Below are 21,352 nucleotides of genomic sequence, written 5' to 3' on the forward strand. Positions count from 1 at the left end.
TCCGCAGCCCTTGCGCCGATGAATATCTCGCGTCTCTTCATTCTGCGGCCCGTCGCGACTTCGTTGCTGATGATCGCGATGGTGCTGGTCGGCCTCGTGGCGATGAAGTTCCTGCCGGTGTCGTCGCTGCCCTCGGTCGACTACCCGACCATTCAGGTGCAGACCTTCTACCCCGGGGCGAGCCCGAACGTCATGGCCACCACGGTCACGGCGCCGCTCGAAGTGCAGCTGGGCGAGATACCGGGCCTGCAGCAGATGGTCTCGTACAGCTCCGAGGGCGCCTCGGTCATCACGCTGCAGTTCGACCTCTCGCTGAACCTCGACGTGGCCGAGCAGAACGTGCAGCAGGCCATCAACGCGGCCAACAGCTTCCTGCCGAGCGGCCTGCCCGCGCCGCCGACCTACGCGAAGGTCAATCCCGCCGACCAGCCCATACTCACGCTCGCGGTGACCTCGCAGTCGATGTCGCTCACGCAGCTGCAGGACGCCGCCAACAACCGGCTCGCCACCAAGATCTCCGAAGTGCCGGGCGTGGGTCTCGTGAGCACCGCGGGCGGCAACGTGCCCGCCGTGCGCGTGGAAGCCGACCCGCAGAAGCTCGCCGCCTACGGCCTGAATCTCGACGACCTGCGCACGCTGCTCGCCAATGTGAACATCAGCGCGCCGAAGGGCAACTTCGACGGCCCCGAGCTCGACTACACGATCAACTCGAACGACCAGATCTCGGACCCGAAGGACTACGAAGACACGGTCATCGCCTACCAGAACGGCTCGCCCGTGTTCATGCGCGACGTCGCGCGCGTGTCCACGGCGGCCCAGGATGTCGAGCGCGGCGCGTGGTACAACAAGACGCCCGCCATCGTGCTGAACGTGCAGCGCCAGCCCGGCGCGAACGTGATCGCCACGGTCAACCAGATCATGCGCCAGCTACCGCAGCTCGAAGCCACGCTGCCCGCCGGCATGAAGGTCACGGTGGTCTCCAACAGCGTGGGCGTGATCCAGTCCTCGGTCGACGACGCGGCTTTCGAGCTCGTGCTCGCCGTGGCGCTGGTGGTGGCCGTGATCTTCGTGTTCCTGCGCAATCTGCCCGCCACGATCATTCCGAGCATCTCGGTGCCGGTCTCGTTGATCGGCACGCTCGCGCTCATGTACGAGCTCGGCTACTCGATCGACAATCTCTCGCTGATGGCGCTCATCATCGCCACGGGCTTCGTGGTGGACGACTCGATCGTGATGATCGAGAACATCGTGCGCTATCTGGAAGAAGGCGACAAACCCTTGCAGGCGGCGCTCAAGGGCGCGGGGCAGATCGGCTTCACCATCCTCTCCCTGACGATCTCGCTGATTGCCGTGCTGATTCCGCTGCTCTTCATGGGCGGTGTGATCGGGCGGCTCTTCAGCGAATTCGCGGTCACGCTCGCGGTGACCATCGTGCTCTCCGCGGTGGTCTCGCTCACGGTCGTGCCGATGATGTGCGCGCGCATCCTGCGCGCCCAGGCCGAACGGCATCCGAGCCGCTTCGAGCGCATCAGCGAGGGCCTCTTCAACAAGACGCTCAACGCCTATGAGCGCGGCCTGCGCTGGGTGCTCGACCACCAGACGCTCACGCTCGTCGTGGCCGTGGTGACGGTGGCGCTCACGGGATTCCTCTACGTGGTGATACCCAAAGGCCTCTTCCCCGTGCAGGACGTGGGCGTGATCCAGGCCATCAGCGTGGCCGACAACTCGGTCTCGTATCAGGCGATGGTGCGGCGCCAGTCGGCGCTCGCCGAGGAAATCCTCAAGGACCCCGATGTGGTTTCGCTCACCTCGTACGTGGGCATCGACGGCATCAACAACACGCTCAACAACGGGCGCTTCCTCATCAACCTGAAGCCGCACGACGACCGCTCCGAAACCGCCGCGGAGATCGCGCGGCGCATCCAGCAGTCGGTGGCGAAGGTGCCGGGCATCCGCCTCTATCTGCAGCCCGAGCAGGATCTCACGCTCGACACCACGGTCTCGCGCAACCAGTACAACTTCGTGCTGCGCGGCCCGAGCCAGGACGCGTTCGAGCAATACGTGCCCGCGCTCGTCGCGCGCATGAAGCAGATACCCTCGATTGCCGACGTCACGAGCGACCTGAACACCGACGGCCTCTCCGTGAACGTGCAGGTGAACCGCCAGCTCGCGGCGCGCTACGGCATCACGGCGGCGACCATCGACAACGCGCTCTATGACGCGCTCGGCCAGCGCATCGTCTCGACCATCTTCCAGCAGTCGGACCAGTACCGCGTGATTCTCGTGGCCAAGCCCGAGTCGCTGCCCACGGTCGATTCGATCGGCGACATCTATCTGCCGAGCCAGACCGCGGAGTCGGGCCAGGTGCCGCTCAAGGGCATCGCGACCATCACCATCACGCGCTCGCCGCTGATGATCAGCCACCTCGCGCAGTTCCCTTCGGTGACGATCTCGTTCAATCTCGCCGATGGCGCCTCGCTCTCCGCGGCCGTGACCGACATCCGCAAGGCCGAGGCCGCCGTGAAGCTGCCGCCTTCGATCACCTCGTCGTTCCAGGGCGCGGCACAGGCGTTCGAGGACTCGCTTTCGAGCGAGGTCTATCTGCTGATTGCAGCCATCGTGGCCGTGTATATCGTGCTGGGCGTGCTCTACGAGAGCTATATCCATCCGGTGACGATTCTCTCGACGCTGCCTTCCGCCGGCATCGGCGCCCTGCTCGCACTGATGATCGCGGGCAAGGACCTCGACGTGATCGGCATCATCGGCATCGTGCTGCTGATCGGCATTGTGAAAAAGAACGCCATCATGATGGTGGACTTCGCGCTCGAAGCCGAGCGCGTGCACGGCAAGCCGGCACGCGAGGCGATCTTCGAGGCCTCGCTGCTGCGCTTCAGGCCGATCCTCATGACCACGCTCGCCGCCATGCTCGGCGCGCTGCCCATGCTGCTCGGCAGCGGCACGGGCTCGGAGCTGCGCCGCCCGCTCGGCCTCGCGATCATCGGCGGCCTCACGGTGTCGCAAATGCTCACGCTCTTCACGACGCCGGTGATCTATCTGTTCTTCGACCGCCTCGCCGAACGCTTCGGCCGCAAGCGCAATCGTGATCAGGCCAGCGGCACGGATGGCGATGCGGGCCCCGGTCCCGGCACCAGCGCACCGCCCGCGCCCGAGGGCACGCCGTGAACCTCTCGGCGCTCTTCATCCGGCGGCCGGTCGCGACTTCGCTGCTCGCGATCGCGATCCTGCTCGCCGGCACGCTGGCTTTTTTCCGGCTGCCGGTGGCGCCGCTGCCCAACATCGCCTATCCGGTGATCGTGGTGCAGGCGAACATGGCGGGCGCGAGCCCCGAGACGATGGCCTCCACGGTGGCCGAGCCGCTCGAGCGGCGCCTGGGCACCATCGCCGACGTGAGCCAGCTCACCTCGATCAACAATGTGGGGTCCTCACTGATCGTGGTGGTGTTCGGCCTGAATCGCGACATCAACGGCGCGGCGCGCGACGTGGAAGCGGCCATCCAGGCCGCCCGCGCTGACCTGCCCACCACGCTGCGCAGCAACCCCACTTACCGGCAGTACAACCCCGCGAGCGCGCCGATCATGGTGCTCGCGCTCACCTCCGAGACGCTCACCAAGGCGCAGCTCTACGACTCCGCCGATTCCGTGATCATGCAGCAGCTCTCGCAGGTGGACGGCGTGGGGCAGATCACGCTGGGCGGCGGCGCGTTGCCCTCGGTGCGTGTGGAGCTGGAGCCCAGCAAGCTCAATAGCTACGGCATCGGGCTCGAAGACGTGCGCGCCGCCATCGGCGCGGCCAACGCGGACAGCGCGAAAGGCCACATCGACCAGGGCGCCCAGCGCTTCGTGGTGACCTCGAACGACCAGATCAGCAACGCCGCGCCCTACCGCGACGTGATCATCGCCTACCGCAACGGTGCGCCCGTGTACCTGCGCGACGTGGGCACAGTGAACGACTCGAACGAAAACATCCGCAACGCCGGCCTCTTCAACGGCAAGTCGGCGGTGCTCGTGATCGTCTATCCGATGCCGGGCAGCAACGTCGTGAAGACCGTGCAGCAGATCCAGGCGCGCCTGCCCTCGATCGAGGCGGCGCTGCCCGGCACAATCAAGGTGCACGTGGCGATCGACCGCTCGGAGTCGGTGCGCGCCTCGGTGGCCGACACCGAGCGCACGCTCTTCATCGCCGTGCTGCTCGTGATCGGCGTGGTGTTCGTGTTCCTGCTCTCGCCGCGCGCCACGCTCATTCCCGCCGTGGCGCTGCCGCTGTCCATCGTGGGCTCGTTCGGGCCGATGTACCTGCTCGGCTACAGCATCGACTCGCTCTCGCTGATGGCGCTCACCATCGGCACCGGCTTCGTGGTGGACGACGCCGTGGTGGTGCTCGAAAACATCGTGCGACATATCGAGGCCGGGCTCGACCCGAAGGAGGCCGCGTTGCGCGGCGCGGGCGAAGTGGGCTTCACGGTGCTTTCGATGAGCCTCTCGCTGATTGCCGTGTTCCTGCCGATCCTGCTGATGCCGGGCATCGTCGGCCTGCTCTTTCACGAGTTCGCGATGACGCTCTCGATCGCGATCGTCATCTCGCTCGTGGTCTCGCTCACGGTCACGCCCACCATGTGCGCCTATGTGCTCGCGCGCGAGCGCAAGGAGCGCGAGCCTTCGCGCGTGGGCCAGTGGATCAATGCGCAGTTCGACCACTTCAAGCAGTTCTATTCGCGCACGCTCGACGTCGCGCTCAATCATGCGCGGCTCACGATCTTCATTTTGGTCGCTCTGCTGATCGGCAATGTGTTTCTTGCGCGCCTGCTCTCCGGCACCTTCTTTCCCGAGCAGGACACGGGCATTCTGATCGGGCAGATCATCGCCGACCAGAGCATCTCGTTCACGGCGATGGAGCAGAAGCTCGCGCAGTTGCAGGACATCGTGCAGAAAGATCCCGCCGTGGCCTCGGTCGCGGGCTTCACGGGCGGGCGCGCACTGAACTCGGCCACCGTCTTTATCCAGCTCAAGCCGCTCGCGCAACGCAAGCTCTCGGCCACCGAAGTCGTGAACCGCCTGCGGCCCAAGCTCAATGCGGTCTCGGGCGCACGCCTGTTCCTGCAGGCTCAGCAGGACTTGCAGATCGGCGGGCGGCAGGCGGCGGCGGAATACCAGTACACGCTCACGAGCGACGACGCCGATGCGCTCTTCCAGTGGGTGCCCAAGCTCATCACCGAGCTGAACAAGTACCACACCACGCTCACCGACGTGAACTCGGATCTGCAGCAAAACGGCCTGCAGGCCTATGTCACCGTGAACCGCGCGACGGCCAAGCGCTACGGCTTCGACCCGAACCAGATCGACAGCGTGCTCTATGACGCCTTCGGCCAGCGCACCGTCTCGACCATCTACAACCCCATCAACCAGTATTTCGTGGTGATGGAGGTGGCCCCGCAATACTGGCAGTATCCGCAGTCGTTCAACCGCATCTATCTGAGCACGGCGGCGGGCAACGCGAGCGGCGCCGCTTCCACGCAGATGTCGGGCAGCACGATTTCGGGCGTCACGCCCTTTAGCGCGATCACCGCCACCAGCGCCACGGCCAGCAACACCAACGCGCGCAACGCGAACGCCGTGGCCAACCAGCAGAACAACTCGATCGCCAACAGCAAGGGCGGCAGCTCGAGCGGCAGCGCGGACAGCACCGCCGCCGAGACCATGGTGCCCGTGACCGCGCTGATGAACTGGACCACGAGCCACACGGCCACCCAGGTCAATCACCAGAGCGGCCAGGTGGCCGGCACGATCTCGTTCAATCTGCCCCAGGGCGGCTCGCTCTCCGAGGCCGGCAAGATCATCGAGCAGGCGCAGCGCGACATCGGCATGCCGGCCTCGATCCACGGCGAGTTCGCGGGCGCGGCGCAGGCCTATGCGCAGTCGATGGGCACGGTGCCGCTGCTGATCCTCGCTGCGCTCGCCGTCGTCTATATCGTGCTGGGCGTGCTCTACGAAAACACCATCCACCCGCTCACGATTCTCTCGACGCTGCCTTCGGCCGGCATCGGCGCGATTCTGGCCATGCTGATCTTCGGCACGCCGTTCTCGGTGATCGCGATGATCGGCATCATCCTGCTGATCGGTATCGTGAAGAAGAACGGCATCATGATGGTGGACGTCGCCATCCAGTTGCAGCGCAACGAAGGCAAGAACGCGCGCGACGCGATTCACGAGGCCGCCGTCGTGCGGCTGCGGCCGATCATGATGACGACCTTCGCCGCCGTGCTCGGCGCCGTGCCGCTCGCCGTGGGCATCGGCCAGGGCGCCTCGCTGCGCCAGCCGCTCGGCGTGACCGTGATGGGCGGCCTGCTGCTCTCGCAGCTATTCACCCTCTACACCACGCCCGTGATTTATCTGTTCCTCGACCGCCTGCGCGCACGACTCGCACGCTGGGCCACACGCCTGCCCTGGAACAGCCAGGCCGATGAGAGCGCACCATGAAGACGATTCAACGCCCGGGGCGGCGCAATGCCTCGCTTGACCATCCGCGCAAATCCGCGCCAACCGCGCCCTACCTGCGAGCGGCTGGCCGATTGTTTCCGCTAGCCTTCGTGCTGCTCGCGAGCGGCTGCATGGTGGGCCCCGACTACCATCGCCCGCAGGTGGCGGTGCCCACGCAATGGAAGGAGCTGCCCGGCTGGACCCAGGCCGAGCCCGCCGCCGCCGAAAGCCCGAAGGGCGACTGGTGGACAGCCTTCCAGGACCCGCTGCTCGACGAACTCGAGCCGCTCGTGGCCGTCTCGAACCAGACCGTGCGGCAGAGCTACGCGAATTACCAGGAGGCGCTGGCCGAAGTGCGCGTCGCGCGCGCGAGCCTCTTTCCCACACTGGGCGTGACCGGCTCCGCCACGCGCGAGCGCTCGACCAGTTCGAGCTTGAGCAGCTTCAATGGCGGCCACGCGAGCATCGTCAACTCGGGCTCGCTCGAAGCCAACGTGAGCTGGGAACCGGACTTCTGGGGCAAGGTGCGCCGCCAGGTCGAGGAGCAGTCGGCCACCGCACAGGCGAGCGAGGCAACGCTTGCCAATGCTCAGCTATCCGAACAGATTGCGCTCGCGAACGCCGTGATCGACTTGCGCGTGACCGATGCCGATATCGACCTGCTCACGCAAACGGTGGATGCCTACACGGCTTCGCTGCGCGTGGTGGGCAACCAGGACAGCGCGGGCACGGTGCCGCCCTCCGACCTCATCACGGCGCGCACGCAACTGGAGAACGCGCAGGCCAGCCTGATCGCGCTGGGGGTCGCGCGGGCGCAATACGAGCATGCGATCGCGGTGCTGGTGGGCCGCAATCCCGAGGACATGACGATCCCGCACAACGCCAGGCTCCCGGTCCTGCCGGTGATTCCCGCGGGCGTGCCCTCCACGCTGCTGCAGCGGCGCCCCGACATCTCCACCGCGGAGCGCCAGATGGCCTCGGCGAATGCGGCCATCGGCGTGGCCGTGGCCGCGTACTACCCAGACATCTCGCTCTCCGCGCTCGACGGCTTCACGCAGGCGCCGCTTTCGGGACTGCTGCACATCAGCAACTACGTATGGTCGCTCGGGGCGAGCGCGACGGAGACGATCTTCGACGGCGGCGCGCGGAGTGGCGACGTCGCGGCCGCGCGCGCGAGCTACGACGCAGCGGTGGCGAACTATCGCGGCACCGTGCTCACGGCGTTCCAGAACGTCGAGAACGATCTCTCGGGCCTGCGCATACTCGCGCAGCAAAACGAGCGGCTGGACGCCGCGGTGCGCGACTCCATCCGCGGCACGCAGATCACGCTGAACGAGTATGAGGCGGGCACGGTCGACTACACGACCGTGGTCACGGCGCAAGCCACGCAACTGAGCACGCAGCAAAGCGCGCTCAGCGTGCAGCAACAGCGGCTGCTCGACTCGGCGGCGCTGATCGGCGATCTGGGCGGCGGCTGGACGGGCGTGCTGCACGACCCGCATCATCCCGATCGTGCCGATGCCAACACGGTGGCGAGTCAAAGCCCAGGCGCGAACGCAGCCGCCGCGCCGAACGCCACCAACGACACGACAAGTCATCCGCAAACCTCCGCGCCGAGTCCCTGACGGCAAGCGTCCGGGCGCAAGACTCTCGCGCAAGACCGGTGTCCGCGCAACGGTGCGACGGTGGGCGCAACCGCCGGCGTGGTTGCGTGCGGCGTGCGTGCACGCCGCGAGCACGCCGCCGAGGCGCAGGCCCAGCGACAGGCGCAAGGCGCCAAGCTCTCCACGTACCGGCGCGCGTTCGGCGCATGCATGCAAGGCAAAAGCTACACTGTCCAGCAAGCAAACGGCCCGTGCGCCGCGAGGCGCGCGGCGCTCATCCAGTCGCGTAGTGCAGCCCTTCGCAGCGGGCGTCGCCAACCCACCGGCAAGCCACTGGAGATCGTCGCAACGATGACACGCAAACGGCCCGCGAAGCCCGCCCTGCTTGCGCCAGCTCTCGCACTCGCGCTCGTGGCACACGCCGCGCACGGTGCAGACGATGCTTCATGGTTCGCCAAGTATCGCGACCCGCAGGACGGCAGCTTCGACATGAGCGACGCGTTGCTCAATCACAAGGGCGTGCTCCCGGTGCCGGACATCATCACCGAACCGGCCGTGGGCTACGGACTCGGGCTCGCCCTGCTGTATTTCAAGGCGCCCAAGCGCGCACAGGCCGATCCAGCCGAGGGCGCCAGCGATGCCGCCGCGCCGGACACCGCCAGCGACACCGCCCCGAGGATGGCACCGCCCAACATCACGGGCCTGGGCGGCTTCATGACCGGCACGCATAGCTGGGGCGTGGGCTTGCTGCACTTCCACACATGGGACGACGACCGCATCCGCTACCTGGGCGCCGTCGGCAAGGTCAATCTGCACCTGAACTACTACGGCCCGCTCGGCAATGCGAACGCCTATCAGCTAAGCGGTGTGGCCGTGGTCCAGCAGGTGTTGTTCAGGATTGCCAATAGCCCGTGGTACGTTGGCCCACGCTATACGTTCTTCGATTCCGCGACCCGCTTCGGCCCCGTGCTACCCAACGGCATCCAGAACTTCGAGCGCGACGTACGCGTGGGCAAGGGCGGCATCGTGGTGGACTACGACACGCGCGACAACATGTTCTACGCAAGCCGCGGCACCTACGCGGAGTTCGAGGCCGACTTCGCGCGCGGCGGCTTCGGCAGCTCGAACGCGTTCGACATGCAGACCCTCAAGGCCTATCACTGGATTCCGCTCTCGCCGCGCTGGGTGCTCGGCCTGCGCATGGACTCCGGCTTTTCGCAGGGCGATATTCCGTTTTTTGCGCAGCCCTATGTGAGCCTGCGCGGTGTCTCCGACGCAAAATACCAGGACCGCAACCAGCTCACGGGCGAAGTCGAGCTACGCTGGAACGTCACGCCACGCTGGGCGCTGCTGGGCTTCGGCGGCGCCGGCAAAGCCTATGGCAACCTGCATTCGTTCAGCGACGCGCCCACGGCCTTCGGCTTCGGCACCGGCTTTCGCTATCTGATCGCACGCAAGCTCGGCATTTCGATGGGTGTCGACGTCGCACACGGGCCGGGGCAGAACGCGTTCTATATTCAGGTGGGTAGCGCGTGGCGGTGAGTGCGCCCCTGTGCGACGCAGCCACGCTACGGAATGCCACGCGCGCCGAACTCTGCGGCCCCGCGCGCGGCGCCGGCGCTTACGCCAGCTCGGTAAAGACGGCCGCCGTGGACAGGCGCGACTTCGGCAGCTTCGCGTTGAAATCGTCGCCGCTGCGGTAGCCGAGGCCGATCACGACCAGCGAAGTAAGGCCCTTCGCGGCGAGCCCGAGTTCTTCGTCGAGCGCCTTCGTGTCAAAGCCTTCCATCGGGCAGGCATCGATCTCGAGCGTCGATGCGCCAATCAACAGCGTGCCGAGCGCGAGGTAGGCCTGCTTCTCCATCCATGCGGGCAGATCGGCGCGCTCGCGATGCAGGTTCACGTAGAAGGCGCGCGTGTTCTGCTGCCCCACCTTGGCCTCGGCGTTCGCGAAGCGGCCGTCGGCCTCTTCCTGCGCGAGCACGGCGTTCAGATGGGCTTCATCCATATCGGTGCGTACGCACAGAACGAGGACGTGCGAGGCGCGCATCACCTTCGGCTCGTTGTAGGCGTAGCCAGGCTGCATGGACTTCGCAACGCGCGCACGGGCGGCATCGCTCTCGGCCACCACGAAGTGCCACGGCTGCGAGTTCACCGAAGAAGGGCTGAAGCGGATCAGTTCCTTCAGTTCGTCGATGACAGCGGCGGGAATCTTGCGTGCGGGATCGAAAGCTTTGGTGGCGTGGCGGGCTTTTGCGAAGCGGGTAAGGTTCAACGGCATTCTCCAGTGTCGGCCGCCGCGGCGGCGGCAAGGCCGGTATCCTACCAGCATGTGCAGCGGGCCGTGCGGACGCGAACTATCCCGAAATCCGCTCTGGCTGTGCACTTGCACAGTTGAAGCGGGCTGCGCCGCGGCCGTCCGACCTGCTTCGCGCCTTACCCGGTTTGCTGCGTTCAGGCCGGCAAGCCACATCGACACCGGAGGACCCACCATGCGCCAGGCCATTCATCATCTGCACGTTCATGCGCGCTCGCGCGGACTGGTCGAGTTCACGCTGCAAGTGCGCGCATTCGTGCGCGAAACCGGCATCGACACCGGGCTCTTGACGCTGTTCTGCCGCCACACTTCGGCATCGCTGTTGATTCAGGAGAATGCCGATCCCTCGGTGCGCCGCGACCTCGAGCGCTATTTCGACGCACTCGCACCCGAAGACCCGCAACGCTACGAGCACGACACCGAAGGCCCCGACGATATGCCCGCGCATCTGCGCACCGCGCTCACCCACACGCAGCTTTCGATTCCCGTCGAGCGCGGCGAGCCCGTGCTGGGCACCTGGCAGGGCATCTATCTGTTCGAACACCGCCGGCACGCGCAGGCGCGCGAGATCGTCCTGCATCTGATTGGCGAATGAACCGGGACCGCAGCTCGTTGCCCACCCGGCGCAACGCAAGCATTGCGCCACGGGCCGGCGAGCAAAGCGCCCGCGCAGGCGCTATGCTACGGGCTGCATGTTTCGCGGCAGCCCGCACCCATCCGCACCAGCGCGCTGCAACCGATCAACCGCAACATCGAGGCACACCCATGAAAGACTCCACCGGCTCCATGATCAGCTTCAACCGCCCCGACGGCAAAACGCTCGAGGGCTATCTCGCCAAACCTGCCAAGACCGAAGGCGCACCCGCCATCGTCGTGATCCAGGAATGGTGGGGCTTGAACGACCAGATCCGCGGCGTGGCCGAGCGCCTCGCGCAAGCGGGCTACTACGCGCTCGTGCCCGATCTCTATCGCGGCAAGAGCACCGTCGAGGAAGAAGAGGCGAATCACCTGATGACGGGCCTCGATTTCGGCGACGCCGCCTCGCAGGACATCCGCGGCGCCGTCGACTACCTGAAGACGCTGACCGACCGCGTCGGCTTGACGGGCTATTGCATGGGCGGCGCACTCACGCTGCTCGCCGCGAACATGACTCCCGGCCTCGCGGGCGTCGTGGTGTGGTATGGCTTCCCGCCGCTCGAATACCTCGACGCGAGCAAGATCACCGCGCCGGTGCTCGGCCATTGGGGCACGCAGGACGCCTTCTTCAAGAGCGAGATCGTCGACGAGCTCGAAAAGAAACTGCGTGACGGCGGCGTGAACGTCGAATTTCACCGCTACCTCGCCTACCACGCTTTCGCAAACGAGACTGCCGTGGGCCCGGGCCGCATCTCGCACACGCAGTTCGATCCGGTCTGGTCGGAGCGCGCGTGGGACCGCACGCTCACGTTCTGGGGCCGCACGCTGTGGGCGCAGCGCTGAGCGCAGCCGCCTCGTACACCCGGCCTTCGTGCTGAGATGACACACGGCGCACGCCTTCATGGCGTGCGCCGCCAAGCCGCTCTATCCGCGGGTATCGCAAGCCTGTCCACGAGATGCGGATCATGGCGCGCGGCGATCCTTCGTTTGGCAAAATCTGGACAAGTGGCTCACGATGCCCAAACACAAACCCGCACTGCAGCGCAGCCAGAAAGCGCCCATGACCCGGGCGAGGCGGCGCTTCCTGATCGTCGCCGCAATCATTCTGTTAGCTTCGTTTGCCTGGTTGGTAGCGATCGTGGTCGCACCCGCGTTCCAGCGCACCATCGTCATGACCAGCGGCGCGGACAACGGGATCTATCGCGGCTTTGCGGATCGCTACGCGCCCATCCTGAAGCGCGCGGGCATCAAACTCGTGATCCGCAGTTCTTCCGGTTCGATAGAGAATTACGAGCGGCTGAGGGACCCGAACAGCGCCTACCAGGTCGGGTTCATCCAGTCCGGCACCACCAATCCGAAAGACACCGACAATCTGCGCACGATTGCTGCCGTGTCGTACGAACCGATCTGGGTGTTCTATCGCGGCGACACCACGGTCGACCGGCTCTCGCAACTGCGCGGCAAGAAGATTTCCACAGGCGTGCCCGGCAGCGGCCTGCTCAACGTCGCCCAGGTCTTGCTCGGCTATAGCGACGTCACGAGCCAGAACTCCACACTGCTGCAAATGGATGCCCCCGCGGCGTATCAGGCGCTCGAGAGCGGCCGGATCGACGCGGCCTTTTTCATTGGCCGGCCCGACGCCGAGATGCAGAAGACCCTGCTGAACAGCAATCTGAAGCTGATGAGTTTCTCGCAGGCCGATGCGCTGGTGCAGAAGTACCCGGCGCTTTCAAAGATTATTTTGCCGCGCGCGTCCACGAATGTCGCCGAGGACCTGCCACGCGCCGATGTCACGCTGCTCGCGGCAACGGCTATGCTCGTAGCGAAAGACACCTTGCATCCGGCGCTCATCTATTTGCTGCTCGACGCGGCCCACGCCGTCCACAGCGGCGAAGATTACTTCACACCGCACGGCACGTTTCCGAACCTGAACACGGAAGAATTCCCGATCTCCGACGAGAGCGTGCGCTACTTCAAATCCGGCCAGCCGTTCCTGTACCGCAATTTGCCGTTCTGGCTAGCGAGCCTGATTGAACGACGGCTGCTGATCCTCGTGCCATTCGCGGCGCTCCTGTTCGGCTTGCTTCAGGCCTTGCCGCGCATGCTCGAAGCGCGGATGAAAAAGCGCCTCGTGGTCTGGTATCGCGAGATCAAGGCGCTGGAAGACGAAGTGTGGAACAACCGCGAGCCGACCCGCTCACAGATTGCGCAATGGAGTGAAGAGATCGAAAACATCGACGCCAACGCGAGCCGGATTCGGATTCCCTATCGGTACTTTCAGGACGTCTATGCCCTCAAGCAGGCAATTGGTGTCGTGCGGGACCGGATCGCGCATGTCGCGAACCGGGCGCAGGAATAGAGCGACCTCCGCGCACGCGCGATCTTTTCATCCATACTTTGACCGCATCGCGGACTTTTATTTCGCTATCCCTGGCAAATTCACGCTGAGCACCCGCTGAGCACCCACTGGTCACTCGCTGGTCGTCGATAACGACGCCTGGCGCAGCCGAGGCACTCGCAGCGCGCCGGCCGCATTTCCACTACACTGTTCCGCCTGAGCGCCGCCCACGCGGCGTAGCCCGCACGGCGGGCATGCCGTTTGCCATGCCCTGCCGTGCCTGCACGCCGGGCACTATCCGTACCCCGTTACAGGACTTCGCATGAACGATCTCTCCGCCTTCCCCATTTCCGGCAAATGGCCCGCGCAGCATCCCGAGCGCATCCAGCTCTATTCGCTGCCCACGCCCAATGGCGTCAAGGTGTCGATCATGCTCGAAGAAACGGGGCTACCCTATGAGCCGCATCTGGTCCGCTTCGACGCCAACGACCAGATGTCGCCGGAATTCCTCTCGCTCAATCCCAACAACAAGATTCCCGCGATCATCGATCCCAACGGACCCGATGGCGCGCCGCTCCCGCTCTTCGAATCGGGCGCGATCCTGATCTACCTCGGCGACAAGAGCGGCCAGCTCCTCGCGCGCGAAGGCCGCGAGCGCTATGAGACGATCCAGTGGCTGATGTTCCAGATGGGCGGCATCGGGCCGATGTTCGGCCAGGTGGGCTTCTTCAACAAGTTCGCCGGCAAGGACTACGAGGACAAGCGCCCGCGCGAGCGCTACGTGGCCGAGTCGCGGCGCCTGCTCAACGTGCTCGACCAGCAGCTCGCGAGCCGCAAGTGGATCATGGGCGAGCACTACACGATTGCCGACATCGCCACGTTCCCGTGGGTGCGCAACCTGATCGGCTTCTACGAGGCGGCCGATCTGGTCGGCTTCAACGACTTCCGTCACGTCGCGCGCGCGCTCGACGCCTTCCTCGCGCGTCCGGCCGTCAAGCGCGGACTGGAGATTCCCGCGCGCGGCTGATACCCGCGCACGGCGTATCGAGGGCGCTCAGCGCCTCTCGCACGCCACGGCCGATCAATATTCGACGGGTATTGCCGCAGCCACCTCGAAGCCCATCTCAATGGGCGGCCTTCACACGCGCCACCACGGCGTTCGAGACCTCGCCGGCCGCGCGCGGGACGCTCATGCGTTGCTCGCCGCGCGCGACCACGAACTTGGCGGCGGCCACATAGGGATTGAGCGCGATCGCAGCGGCGGCCCCCGGCTTGCTCTGGCTCGAGTGCGTCTCGATCTCCTGATACATCGGCGCGGGCGCCTGCTTCGAGAGATCGTCGACGGCAACCGCCAGGTCGATCTCGCTCGCGCCCGCGCCGAAGCCCACGATCGAGCGCCGCAGACGATTGCCTTCGTCGACGTCGAGGAACACACCACGCACGAGCCAGCCCTGGGTGGGCGGCGCAGCGCCGGCCGGCAGACGCCGCGCATCGAAGCCCGCCTTGCGCAGGTCCGCGACCAGCGCCTCCGCCATCTGGTCGACGATCTTGCGGGCGCGCGCCTGCGGGTCGTCGCGGTGCGCGAACGGTCTGGGCAACAGTCCACCCGCGAAGCGCCGCGCACTGTCCACCGGATTCTGGTCGGTCGTGACGTTGGCCGCGTCGAGTTCGAAGTCGCTCACATAGACCACGGGCGCCTGCACGGGCACCGTCGCGGACGCGCTCGGAACTGAATTCGGCACCGCATTCGCGCCCGACTGCGCGAACGCCGCTGGCGCTCCCAAACCAAGCCCCATCCCCACGCATATCGCGGCAAACACACACATTCCCCGGCACACTTTCATCGCAGACTCACTCTTGAACGAATCGCCCCCATCATAATCGCCGCGTGCCGCGCGCTCTTGCTGGGTGACCGCCGAGCCGCTTTGTGCGCCTTCATGACTTCAGCCGTCGATCACGCCAAAACGCTGCAGGTCTTGCGCGAGCGTTTCGACATCGACGTAGCGGCACGCGTGCAGGCCGGCGTCGAGCGCGCCTTGCACGTTCGCCTCGCCATCGTCGATGAAGAGCGTTGCGCGCGGCGCGGCGCCCAGTTGCGCGAGACAGCCGAGATAGGCCTGCGCCGCGGGCTTCACCGCACCAAACGATGCGGACGCATAGACGCGCTCGCCGAACAGCTCCGCGACCGGCGGATTCAGATAGTCGAGGTGGTCGGTGACGAGGCGGCAGTTGTTGGTCAGCACGGCAATCCGGCAGCGCCGCGCCGTGCGCCCGGCCAGTGCGATGGCCGCGTCGTTGGGCGTGATGGAGGCGTGCCGCGCCGCCAGCCAGGTCTCGCGGTCCATGGCGCAGCCGAGCAGCTCGCCGAGCGCGCGCAGATAGACCTCGGGGGCGAGCTCGCCCGCGTCGGCGCGCGCTTCGAGCCCCGAGCCCCAGATCGCCTCGCGCACGGCCTCGGGCGTCGTGCCGGTCAGGGCCGCGAGCCGCGCGGCTCGCGCCTCGCGGTCGTAATGGGAGAGCACCCCCTCCATGTCGAAGAGGACCACGTCGATTGCCGCTGCCGTCGCTGCCGCCGCTGTCATGTGCCGCTCCCGCCTCGCGAACTCCGCAGCCGATGATACTGCCATGCGGCTGGCGCGAACACGCCGTTCGCGCGCCAATGTCCGCGCGCGCACGTTGCTTGCGGTTTGCTTGCGCCGACACTGTGCATGTGCACGGGATCGTGCCCCGAAAGCGCCTGGCGATTCCGGTTACACTGCGGCCTATGGAACAATGCCGTTACTGCGGAAAAACACGCGACGAGTGGGATTGCCACGGACCGGCCTGCCGTGGCGCGATTGCGCGAGCGCTGCAGCGCCAGCGCCAGGGGCTGCCGATGGTGGCCAACGTGATCCGCAACGAAATTCCCGAGAATGCCAGCACTGGCGAGGTCATCCATGTCCTCTCGCGCCAGCGCATGCGCGCGCGCCGCGGCAACGAGGAGCGCCGCGAGCGCAAGGCACTTGAAAGCGCCGATGAAACGGGCGGCACGACCCACCGCTAGGCCGGCCGCCGCGACGCCCCTTGTCGTTCTTGCGGCACGGGCTTCGCGCCCGCGCCATTTCCCTGCTCTCTGTCTGCGAATCAGCGCGTGAAAATCTGCGCCGTCGTGATCGCCATGTCGCCGCCGGGCACGGGAATGTCCTTGAGCTTTTCGAGCGTATCGGCGTCGTACACGGCAACGGTGTTGAACGTGCCCGCCAGATAGATCTTCTTGCCCGCTTTATCGAGCGTCAGACAGTAGTACGAATGATCGAGCGGCACGCTCTTGAGCAGCTTTTCATCCTTGACATCGTACTTCGCGAGCCGGTTGAGCACCCCGTACATGATATTGGGGTCCTTCGGCGAGATGCCTCCCGAAAAATAGATCTCCGTGAACGGCGCAAAGTCCTTGAGCGTCGTCTTGCCCGTGGCGAGGTCGATGTCGATGTACCCGTACATCGTCTGCGCCTTCTCCGGATCCTTCTTCTCATCCGGGAAGCGGTCAGCCGTATAGAGCAGATTGAACGTGTGCTGCGGGCGCTGCTGGGGCCACACGTAGAGCACGTCGGGCTCGCCATGCAGCGGGCGTTTCCAGTCGCGCAGCGGCGCGGCCACGTCGACCTTGCCTGTGTGAACGTTCATGCGATAGACCGCCGGGCCGATGATGAAAAGCGAGCCGTCGTCCGCGGCCTGCATCATGGTGGTCTGCCGCGGCGCCGGGAACGTGCGCACCGGTTTCGCTTCGAGCCCGCCGTCGGTCGACCACACCTCGAGGCGCGGCGCCTGCACTTCGTAGCTGTCACGGTTCATCTTCGTCGGATTGACGACGCTGTAGATCTCCTTGCCGTCCGGGCTCAGCGCGATCGAGAACATCGCCCGCGCGCGCTCGTCCCACGACTGCGAGAGCGCCGCATGGAACACCGTCTTGCAGGAGTCCAGATCGATGCCGTAGAGGTCGCCGTAGTGATTGTTGAGCACATAGGCGCGCTTCTTGTCCGGGCTGATCTGCATCGTGCCCGGCCCGTACGCGTCGGGCAGCGAGCAGGTCTTGTAGACCGTTTCGGTTGCCGTGTCGATCACGCTCAGGTTGTTCGGATAGTTCGTGACCGCGAGATACTCGTGACCGCTTTCGAGCGGCGTGTCCGGCGCCGCCACCGCGAGCGTGGAGAGCGTCGTGAAGGCGCCCAGCGCGGCGGCGAGCGCGGCCCGGTACGTGTGCTTCCTCAATGCCATGACATGTCCTTTTAATCGAACCGTATAATTTAGTTATCCTTCGGGAAGACGCTGCCGAGATGGCGCCAGTCCTTGCCCGAATCGGCGGCCGTCTTGTTCCAGTCCTGGTACGTGCTCATCATGTCCGGCACCTGCGCGGGCCACCAGCACGGATCGGAGCAGCCGTAGAGGTCAGCTTCCATCGGCTGGCACAGCGAGGCCACGCCGCCGAACACGTCCACTTCCCAGCCGGGGTCGGTGGTGGCCGTGCAGCCCGCCACCGACGTCATCGCGACGACTTCCTCCAGGCGGTCTTCCGCCGCAGCCTGCTCGAGCTGCTTCGCCTTGTTGTTGAGCGGCTTCAAATGTTTCATGTCAGTGTGCCTTGCGCGGAGTGATGTGGTTGTCGATGAACGCCGGGTTCGCCGCCATGATGCGGGCATAGATTTCGATGCCGAAATCGACCCAGTCGCGCATCAGCTCGCAGTAGTGGTAAGTGGGGTGCTGCGGGTCGCCGTAGCGCGCGTAGCTCTCGTGATAGCAGCCGCCCGAGCAGAGATTGCGGATACGGCAGCTCTCGCAGCCCGTGCCGCTGCGGTCGAGCCGCACGGAGAGAAAGTCCGTGAGCCGCTCCGTGTCCACGCCCTCATGCACGTTGCCGAAGGTGGGCAGTGTCGATCCCGTGAAGCGGTGGCACAGGTTCAGGTCGCCCTTGTGATCGACGGCGAGCATCTTCAAGCCCGCGCCGCAAGGCAGCGACTTCTTGTGCCCTTCGTGGATATCGGTGATGAGCTGGTGCAGGTTCGAAAATCCAATGTTGCGATTCTCGAGCGCCGCCTGTAGATAGCGGCGGCCCAGCGCCTTCATGTTCTCGAACACGCGCGTGAGCTCTTCGGGCTGCATGTTGAAGGTGTCTAGCTGGCCCGACGTCACCGGCGCGAAGCCCACCTCCGCAAAGCCCAGCTCATTGATGAGGTGATCCCAGATACCCGCGATATCGGTCACGCCGCTCGTGAGCGTCACGCGCGCGCCCACGGGCCGGCTGCGATAGCGCTTGAGCAGCATCTCCACCTTGCGGCGGACCACGTCATAGGTGCCCGCGCCGCCCACGGTGCGCCGGTTGAGATCGTGAATCGAGCGTGGCCCGTCCATGCTCACCGAAAGGCCGAAGCGATGCGCGTCGAGCCAGTCGACGATCTCCTCGGTCAGCAGCGTCGCATTGGTGGTCATCACGAAATCGACCTGCTTGCCGAGCGCACCGAAGCGCAGCTCGCAATACTCGACCATGCACTCAATCAGCTTGCGGTTGCTGAGCGGCTCGCCGCCGAAGAACACCACGGTATAGCGCGATTCGTCGGGCGATTCCTTGAGCAGCATCTCCACGGACGCCTTGGCCGTCTCCATGTCCATGCGGCGCCCCGCGGAAGGCGTATCGAGATCTTCCTTGTAGCAGTACGTACAACTCAGGTTGCAGCCCGTGTTCACATTGAGCACGACGGTATTGATCGCCGTGCGCTCCACGCGCTTCACCGCGATATCGGGCGAGAGCGGCGAGCCGTCGCTCACCACTTCGAGCGCGAGCAACTCGCGCAGCGTCTCGCTCACCTCGTTCGCCTTGTTCACATCGTGCGCCGCGGACTTGCCCGCAAGCCGCGCGAACAATTCTTCCGCCGTGCAACTGCTCTCGCGCAGCGCGTCGATGATCTCCGCCGTCACCTTGTCGGCGGCGAACAGCGAGCTGCTCGGGATATGGAACATCAGGCGCTCGTGGTCCACCTGCACCTCGTGCACGTTGCGTTCCACCAGGTTCAACATGGCGCTCATCTCACTCTCCTTGCATTCGATCCAGACCGGCTTCGGCCTTTAAATAGCCTTGATTCTCGCGAGCGTCATGCATCAGGGAATCGGCGGATTGTTCCAGCGCTGCACGCCAACGATCATGTGCGCCTTGCCCGATACGCTCTGGCTGCCATCGGTCACGGTCGCAATCACGTTGAGATTGCCGGTGTTGTTGGTGGACATCCTGCGTGCCGGATTCGGGCCTGCGTCGCCGGGCGTGAAGATGCCGGTCGAGGCCTGCATCGCGCCCGCGAACTTCACGTCGTGGTCTTCCTTCGCCTGGTCGTTGAACGGCTCGACCGACCATTGCGCCGGCACCACGCCGATGCGGAACGGCTTGCCCGCCGCGTCCACACCCCACGCCTGCGCGTCGAAGCGGCCCTCGACCTTCGGCACCGACCCGCCGTTGCCGCCGATACGCGCCACCGCGTATTCGGGCACGACCTTCACTTCCTTGATCTGCCGATAGACGGAGAAATCCGCGAGCTGCACGCCGCCGACGCTCACCGCACGCGGGCCCACCGCGCTATCGGCGCTTGCCTTCACGCGCACGCGGATCGCCTGAGGCGAGCGCGAGACCACCGAAGTCACCGCCACGCCAGGCCCGAAGTCGGGCGTGCCCTGGAGGTTGGTGCCCACCACGGTCACCTCGGCCTGCGTGCCGGCCTTGATGTACTCGGGCTGCACGGCGAGAATGCGCGCCGTGCCGGCCTTCGCCGCCGTGAAGTCGAGACCGCGCTCGGTGTGCGCATCGTCGAACATGCGGCCCTTCATCTCGCCATCCGTGGCCGCCAGCACCTGGCGCATTTCAACGCCCTGGACCTTGATGCTCGCGCGCCATTCGTAGCCGTCGTAGAGCATCGCCGAGCCATTGCCGTCGAGCGCGCTGCCATCGGCATAACGGCCCTTGAGCGAGACCTTGAACGTGTCGTTGGCGCCGCCGGTCACGCTCATCACGCCGTAAGCGTCACCGTGTCCGGGCATGTGGCCGCTGAAGGTCCAGTTGCCCACGAACGTCGATGCAGCCGGACGGCTCTTTTGCCAGTCCGCCCAGTCCTTGCTGTCATACGGGTATTGCTTCGCGAGCATCGGCGCGATGTCCTTGAGCGCCACTTGCAGCCACTCGCGGTCGCGGCCCATCGCCGAGTATTCGATCGACGGCCATTGCCCGAGGTGGAAATTCACGAGCTTGTCCCACTCCTCGACCGGGCGCCGCTGCAATACGGGACGCGCCGCCGAGTGGCAACGCGCGCACATCTGCTTGAATTCCTCGCTGCCGATGGTCTCCTGCGTGTTCAGGCGCTGCTCGAGCGCATAGCGCGCGTCGGCCGTTTCCGAGGGCGCGAGGCCCTGGCGGTCGGACAGATACTTCACGAGGATCTGCCGGTCCGCGTCGCTGATCACGAGGCCATGCATGGTCTGCATGCGCGCGATCGTCATGAGCCAGCCCTCGGGCGTCTTGCGCTGATGGCTGATGCGGCTCCACGAATCCTTCGACTCGGCGGTATGGCACGCCGCGCAGGTGTGGCTGATGATCGTGAGCGCATCGTGCTGCTGCTGGGCTTGCGCATGCGCCGCTGTCGCGAACGCGAGCGGTGCGGCCAAGCCCGCGATGCTCAACAAGGTACTGCGTCGAATGAAAGTCTTGAACAAGGCCTCGCTCCTTTACCGGGTTCCATTTCGCCGTTCGTCGCCGTTTGTTTATCTCTCGTGCATCAGGCGGCTCGATTATTCGGGTGGCGATAAAGCATGGGTCGTGCCAATCACGCAAAACGCCGTGCGAGAACGATTTGAGCCCCTGAAACAAGGGTTTTTCTGCACCCCGGGAATCGGGTAAATCCCAATGCAAAAAATAATTCGTTTGCGCAGGTTGGCTCGCCAGCGCATCGAT

General features: G+C 65.6%; 16 protein-coding genes. 9 read left to right on the forward strand and 7 right to left on the reverse strand.

Annotated features, from left to right (window positions below; all coding sequences use genetic code 11):
- Positions 1 to 18 precede the first annotated feature (18 nt).
- From E1956_RS39420 to E1956_RS39435, 4 genes are read left to right on the forward strand one after another with little or no spacing between them, the layout of a single operon-like run.
- Complete coding sequence (locus E1956_RS39420) at positions 19 to 3,183, forward strand: efflux RND transporter permease subunit (RefSeq protein ID WP_134758727.1); 3,165 nt, start codon at positions 19 to 21, stop codon at positions 3,181 to 3,183.
- Positions 3,180 to 6,494, forward strand: coding sequence for an efflux RND transporter permease subunit (locus E1956_RS39425; RefSeq protein ID WP_134758728.1), 3,315 nt, complete (start codon positions 3,180 to 3,182; stop codon positions 6,492 to 6,494). Before E1956_RS39420 ends, E1956_RS39425 begins: the two co-directional genes overlap by 4 nt.
- A complete protein-coding gene (locus tag E1956_RS39430) occupies positions 6,491 to 8,119 on the forward strand; it encodes an efflux transporter outer membrane subunit (protein ID WP_134758729.1) in 1,629 nt (542 codons plus the stop codon). Before E1956_RS39425 ends, E1956_RS39430 begins: the two co-directional genes overlap by 4 nt.
- A gap of 60 nt (positions 8,120 to 8,179) precedes the next feature.
- Positions 8,180 to 9,640, forward strand: a complete 1,461-nt coding sequence (locus tag E1956_RS39435; protein WP_335930025.1) for a BamA/TamA family outer membrane protein — start codon at positions 8,180 to 8,182, stop codon at positions 9,638 to 9,640.
- Between the two features lie 79 nt (positions 9,641 to 9,719).
- On the opposite strand, the gene nfsB is transcribed toward E1956_RS39435, so the two are convergent.
- Positions 9,720 to 10,373 carry an oxygen-insensitive NAD(P)H nitroreductase gene (gene nfsB, locus E1956_RS39440; RefSeq protein ID WP_134758730.1) on the reverse strand — a complete coding sequence of 218 codons (654 nt, stop codon included), beginning with the start codon at positions 10,371 to 10,373 and terminating at the stop codon, positions 9,720 to 9,722.
- Between the two features lie 217 nt (positions 10,374 to 10,590).
- Between nfsB and E1956_RS39445 the strand changes: the two genes are divergently transcribed.
- From E1956_RS39445 to E1956_RS39460, 4 genes are all read left to right on the forward strand, one after another.
- Complete coding sequence (locus tag E1956_RS39445; protein ID WP_134758731.1) at positions 10,591 to 11,010, forward strand: secondary thiamine-phosphate synthase enzyme YjbQ; 420 nt, start codon at positions 10,591 to 10,593, stop codon at positions 11,008 to 11,010.
- 170 nt (positions 11,011 to 11,180) lie between these two features.
- The gene (locus E1956_RS39450; protein ID WP_134758732.1) at positions 11,181 to 11,894 is read left to right on the forward strand and encodes a dienelactone hydrolase family protein; all 714 of its coding nucleotides are present in this window, start codon (positions 11,181 to 11,183) and stop codon (positions 11,892 to 11,894) included.
- Between the two features lie 217 nt (positions 11,895 to 12,111).
- The gene (locus E1956_RS39455) at positions 12,112 to 13,410 is read left to right on the forward strand and encodes a TAXI family TRAP transporter solute-binding subunit (RefSeq protein ID WP_134759680.1); all 1,299 of its coding nucleotides are present in this window, start codon (positions 12,112 to 12,114) and stop codon (positions 13,408 to 13,410) included.
- 301 nt (positions 13,411 to 13,711) lie between these two features.
- The gene (locus E1956_RS39460; protein ID WP_134758733.1) at positions 13,712 to 14,416 is read left to right on the forward strand and encodes a glutathione S-transferase N-terminal domain-containing protein; all 705 of its coding nucleotides are present in this window, start codon (positions 13,712 to 13,714) and stop codon (positions 14,414 to 14,416) included.
- Between the two features lie 97 nt (positions 14,417 to 14,513).
- On the opposite strand, the gene E1956_RS39465 is transcribed toward E1956_RS39460, so the two are convergent.
- Positions 14,514 to 15,173: a DUF4410 domain-containing protein gene (locus E1956_RS39465; protein ID WP_167760271.1), complete on the reverse strand. Its 660-nt coding sequence runs from the start codon at positions 15,171 to 15,173 to the stop codon at positions 14,514 to 14,516.
- Between the two features lie 159 nt (positions 15,174 to 15,332).
- A complete protein-coding gene (locus E1956_RS39470) occupies positions 15,333 to 15,971 on the reverse strand; it encodes an HAD family hydrolase (RefSeq protein ID WP_134758735.1) in 639 nt (212 codons plus the stop codon).
- A gap of 182 nt (positions 15,972 to 16,153) precedes the next feature.
- Between E1956_RS39470 and E1956_RS39475 the strand changes: the two genes are divergently transcribed.
- Positions 16,154 to 16,432, forward strand: coding sequence for a hypothetical protein (locus E1956_RS39475; RefSeq protein ID WP_134758736.1), 279 nt, complete (start codon positions 16,154 to 16,156; stop codon positions 16,430 to 16,432).
- Between the two features lie 80 nt (positions 16,433 to 16,512).
- Here the strand turns inward: E1956_RS39475 and peaD are convergent, their stop codons facing one another.
- The 4 genes from peaD to peaA form a co-directional block, all read right to left on the reverse strand.
- Positions 16,513 to 17,643, reverse strand: a complete 1,131-nt coding sequence (gene peaD, locus E1956_RS39480; RefSeq protein ID WP_134758737.1) for a quinohemoprotein amine dehydrogenase subunit beta — start codon at positions 17,641 to 17,643, stop codon at positions 16,513 to 16,515.
- Positions 17,644 to 17,672: 29 nt separating this feature from the next.
- A complete protein-coding gene (qhpC, locus tag E1956_RS39485) occupies positions 17,673 to 17,996 on the reverse strand; it encodes a quinohemoprotein amine dehydrogenase subunit gamma (protein ID WP_028221350.1) in 324 nt (107 codons plus the stop codon).
- 1 nt (position 17,997) lies between these two features.
- Positions 17,998 to 19,446 carry a quinohemoprotein amine dehydrogenase maturation protein gene (peaB, locus tag E1956_RS39490; protein ID WP_134758738.1) on the reverse strand — a complete coding sequence of 483 codons (1,449 nt, stop codon included), beginning with the start codon at positions 19,444 to 19,446 and terminating at the stop codon, positions 17,998 to 18,000.
- Positions 19,447 to 19,518: 72 nt separating this feature from the next.
- On the reverse strand, positions 19,519 to 21,114 hold the full coding sequence (peaA, locus tag E1956_RS39495) for a quinohemoprotein amine dehydrogenase subunit alpha (RefSeq protein ID WP_197732989.1): 1,596 nt from the start codon (positions 21,112 to 21,114) through the stop codon (positions 19,519 to 19,521).
- Positions 21,115 to 21,352: the final 238 nt, after the last annotated feature.

This window comes from Paraburkholderia pallida, assembly GCF_004524855.1.
Taxonomy (GTDB): domain Bacteria; phylum Pseudomonadota; class Gammaproteobacteria; order Burkholderiales; family Burkholderiaceae; genus Paraburkholderia; species Paraburkholderia oxyphila.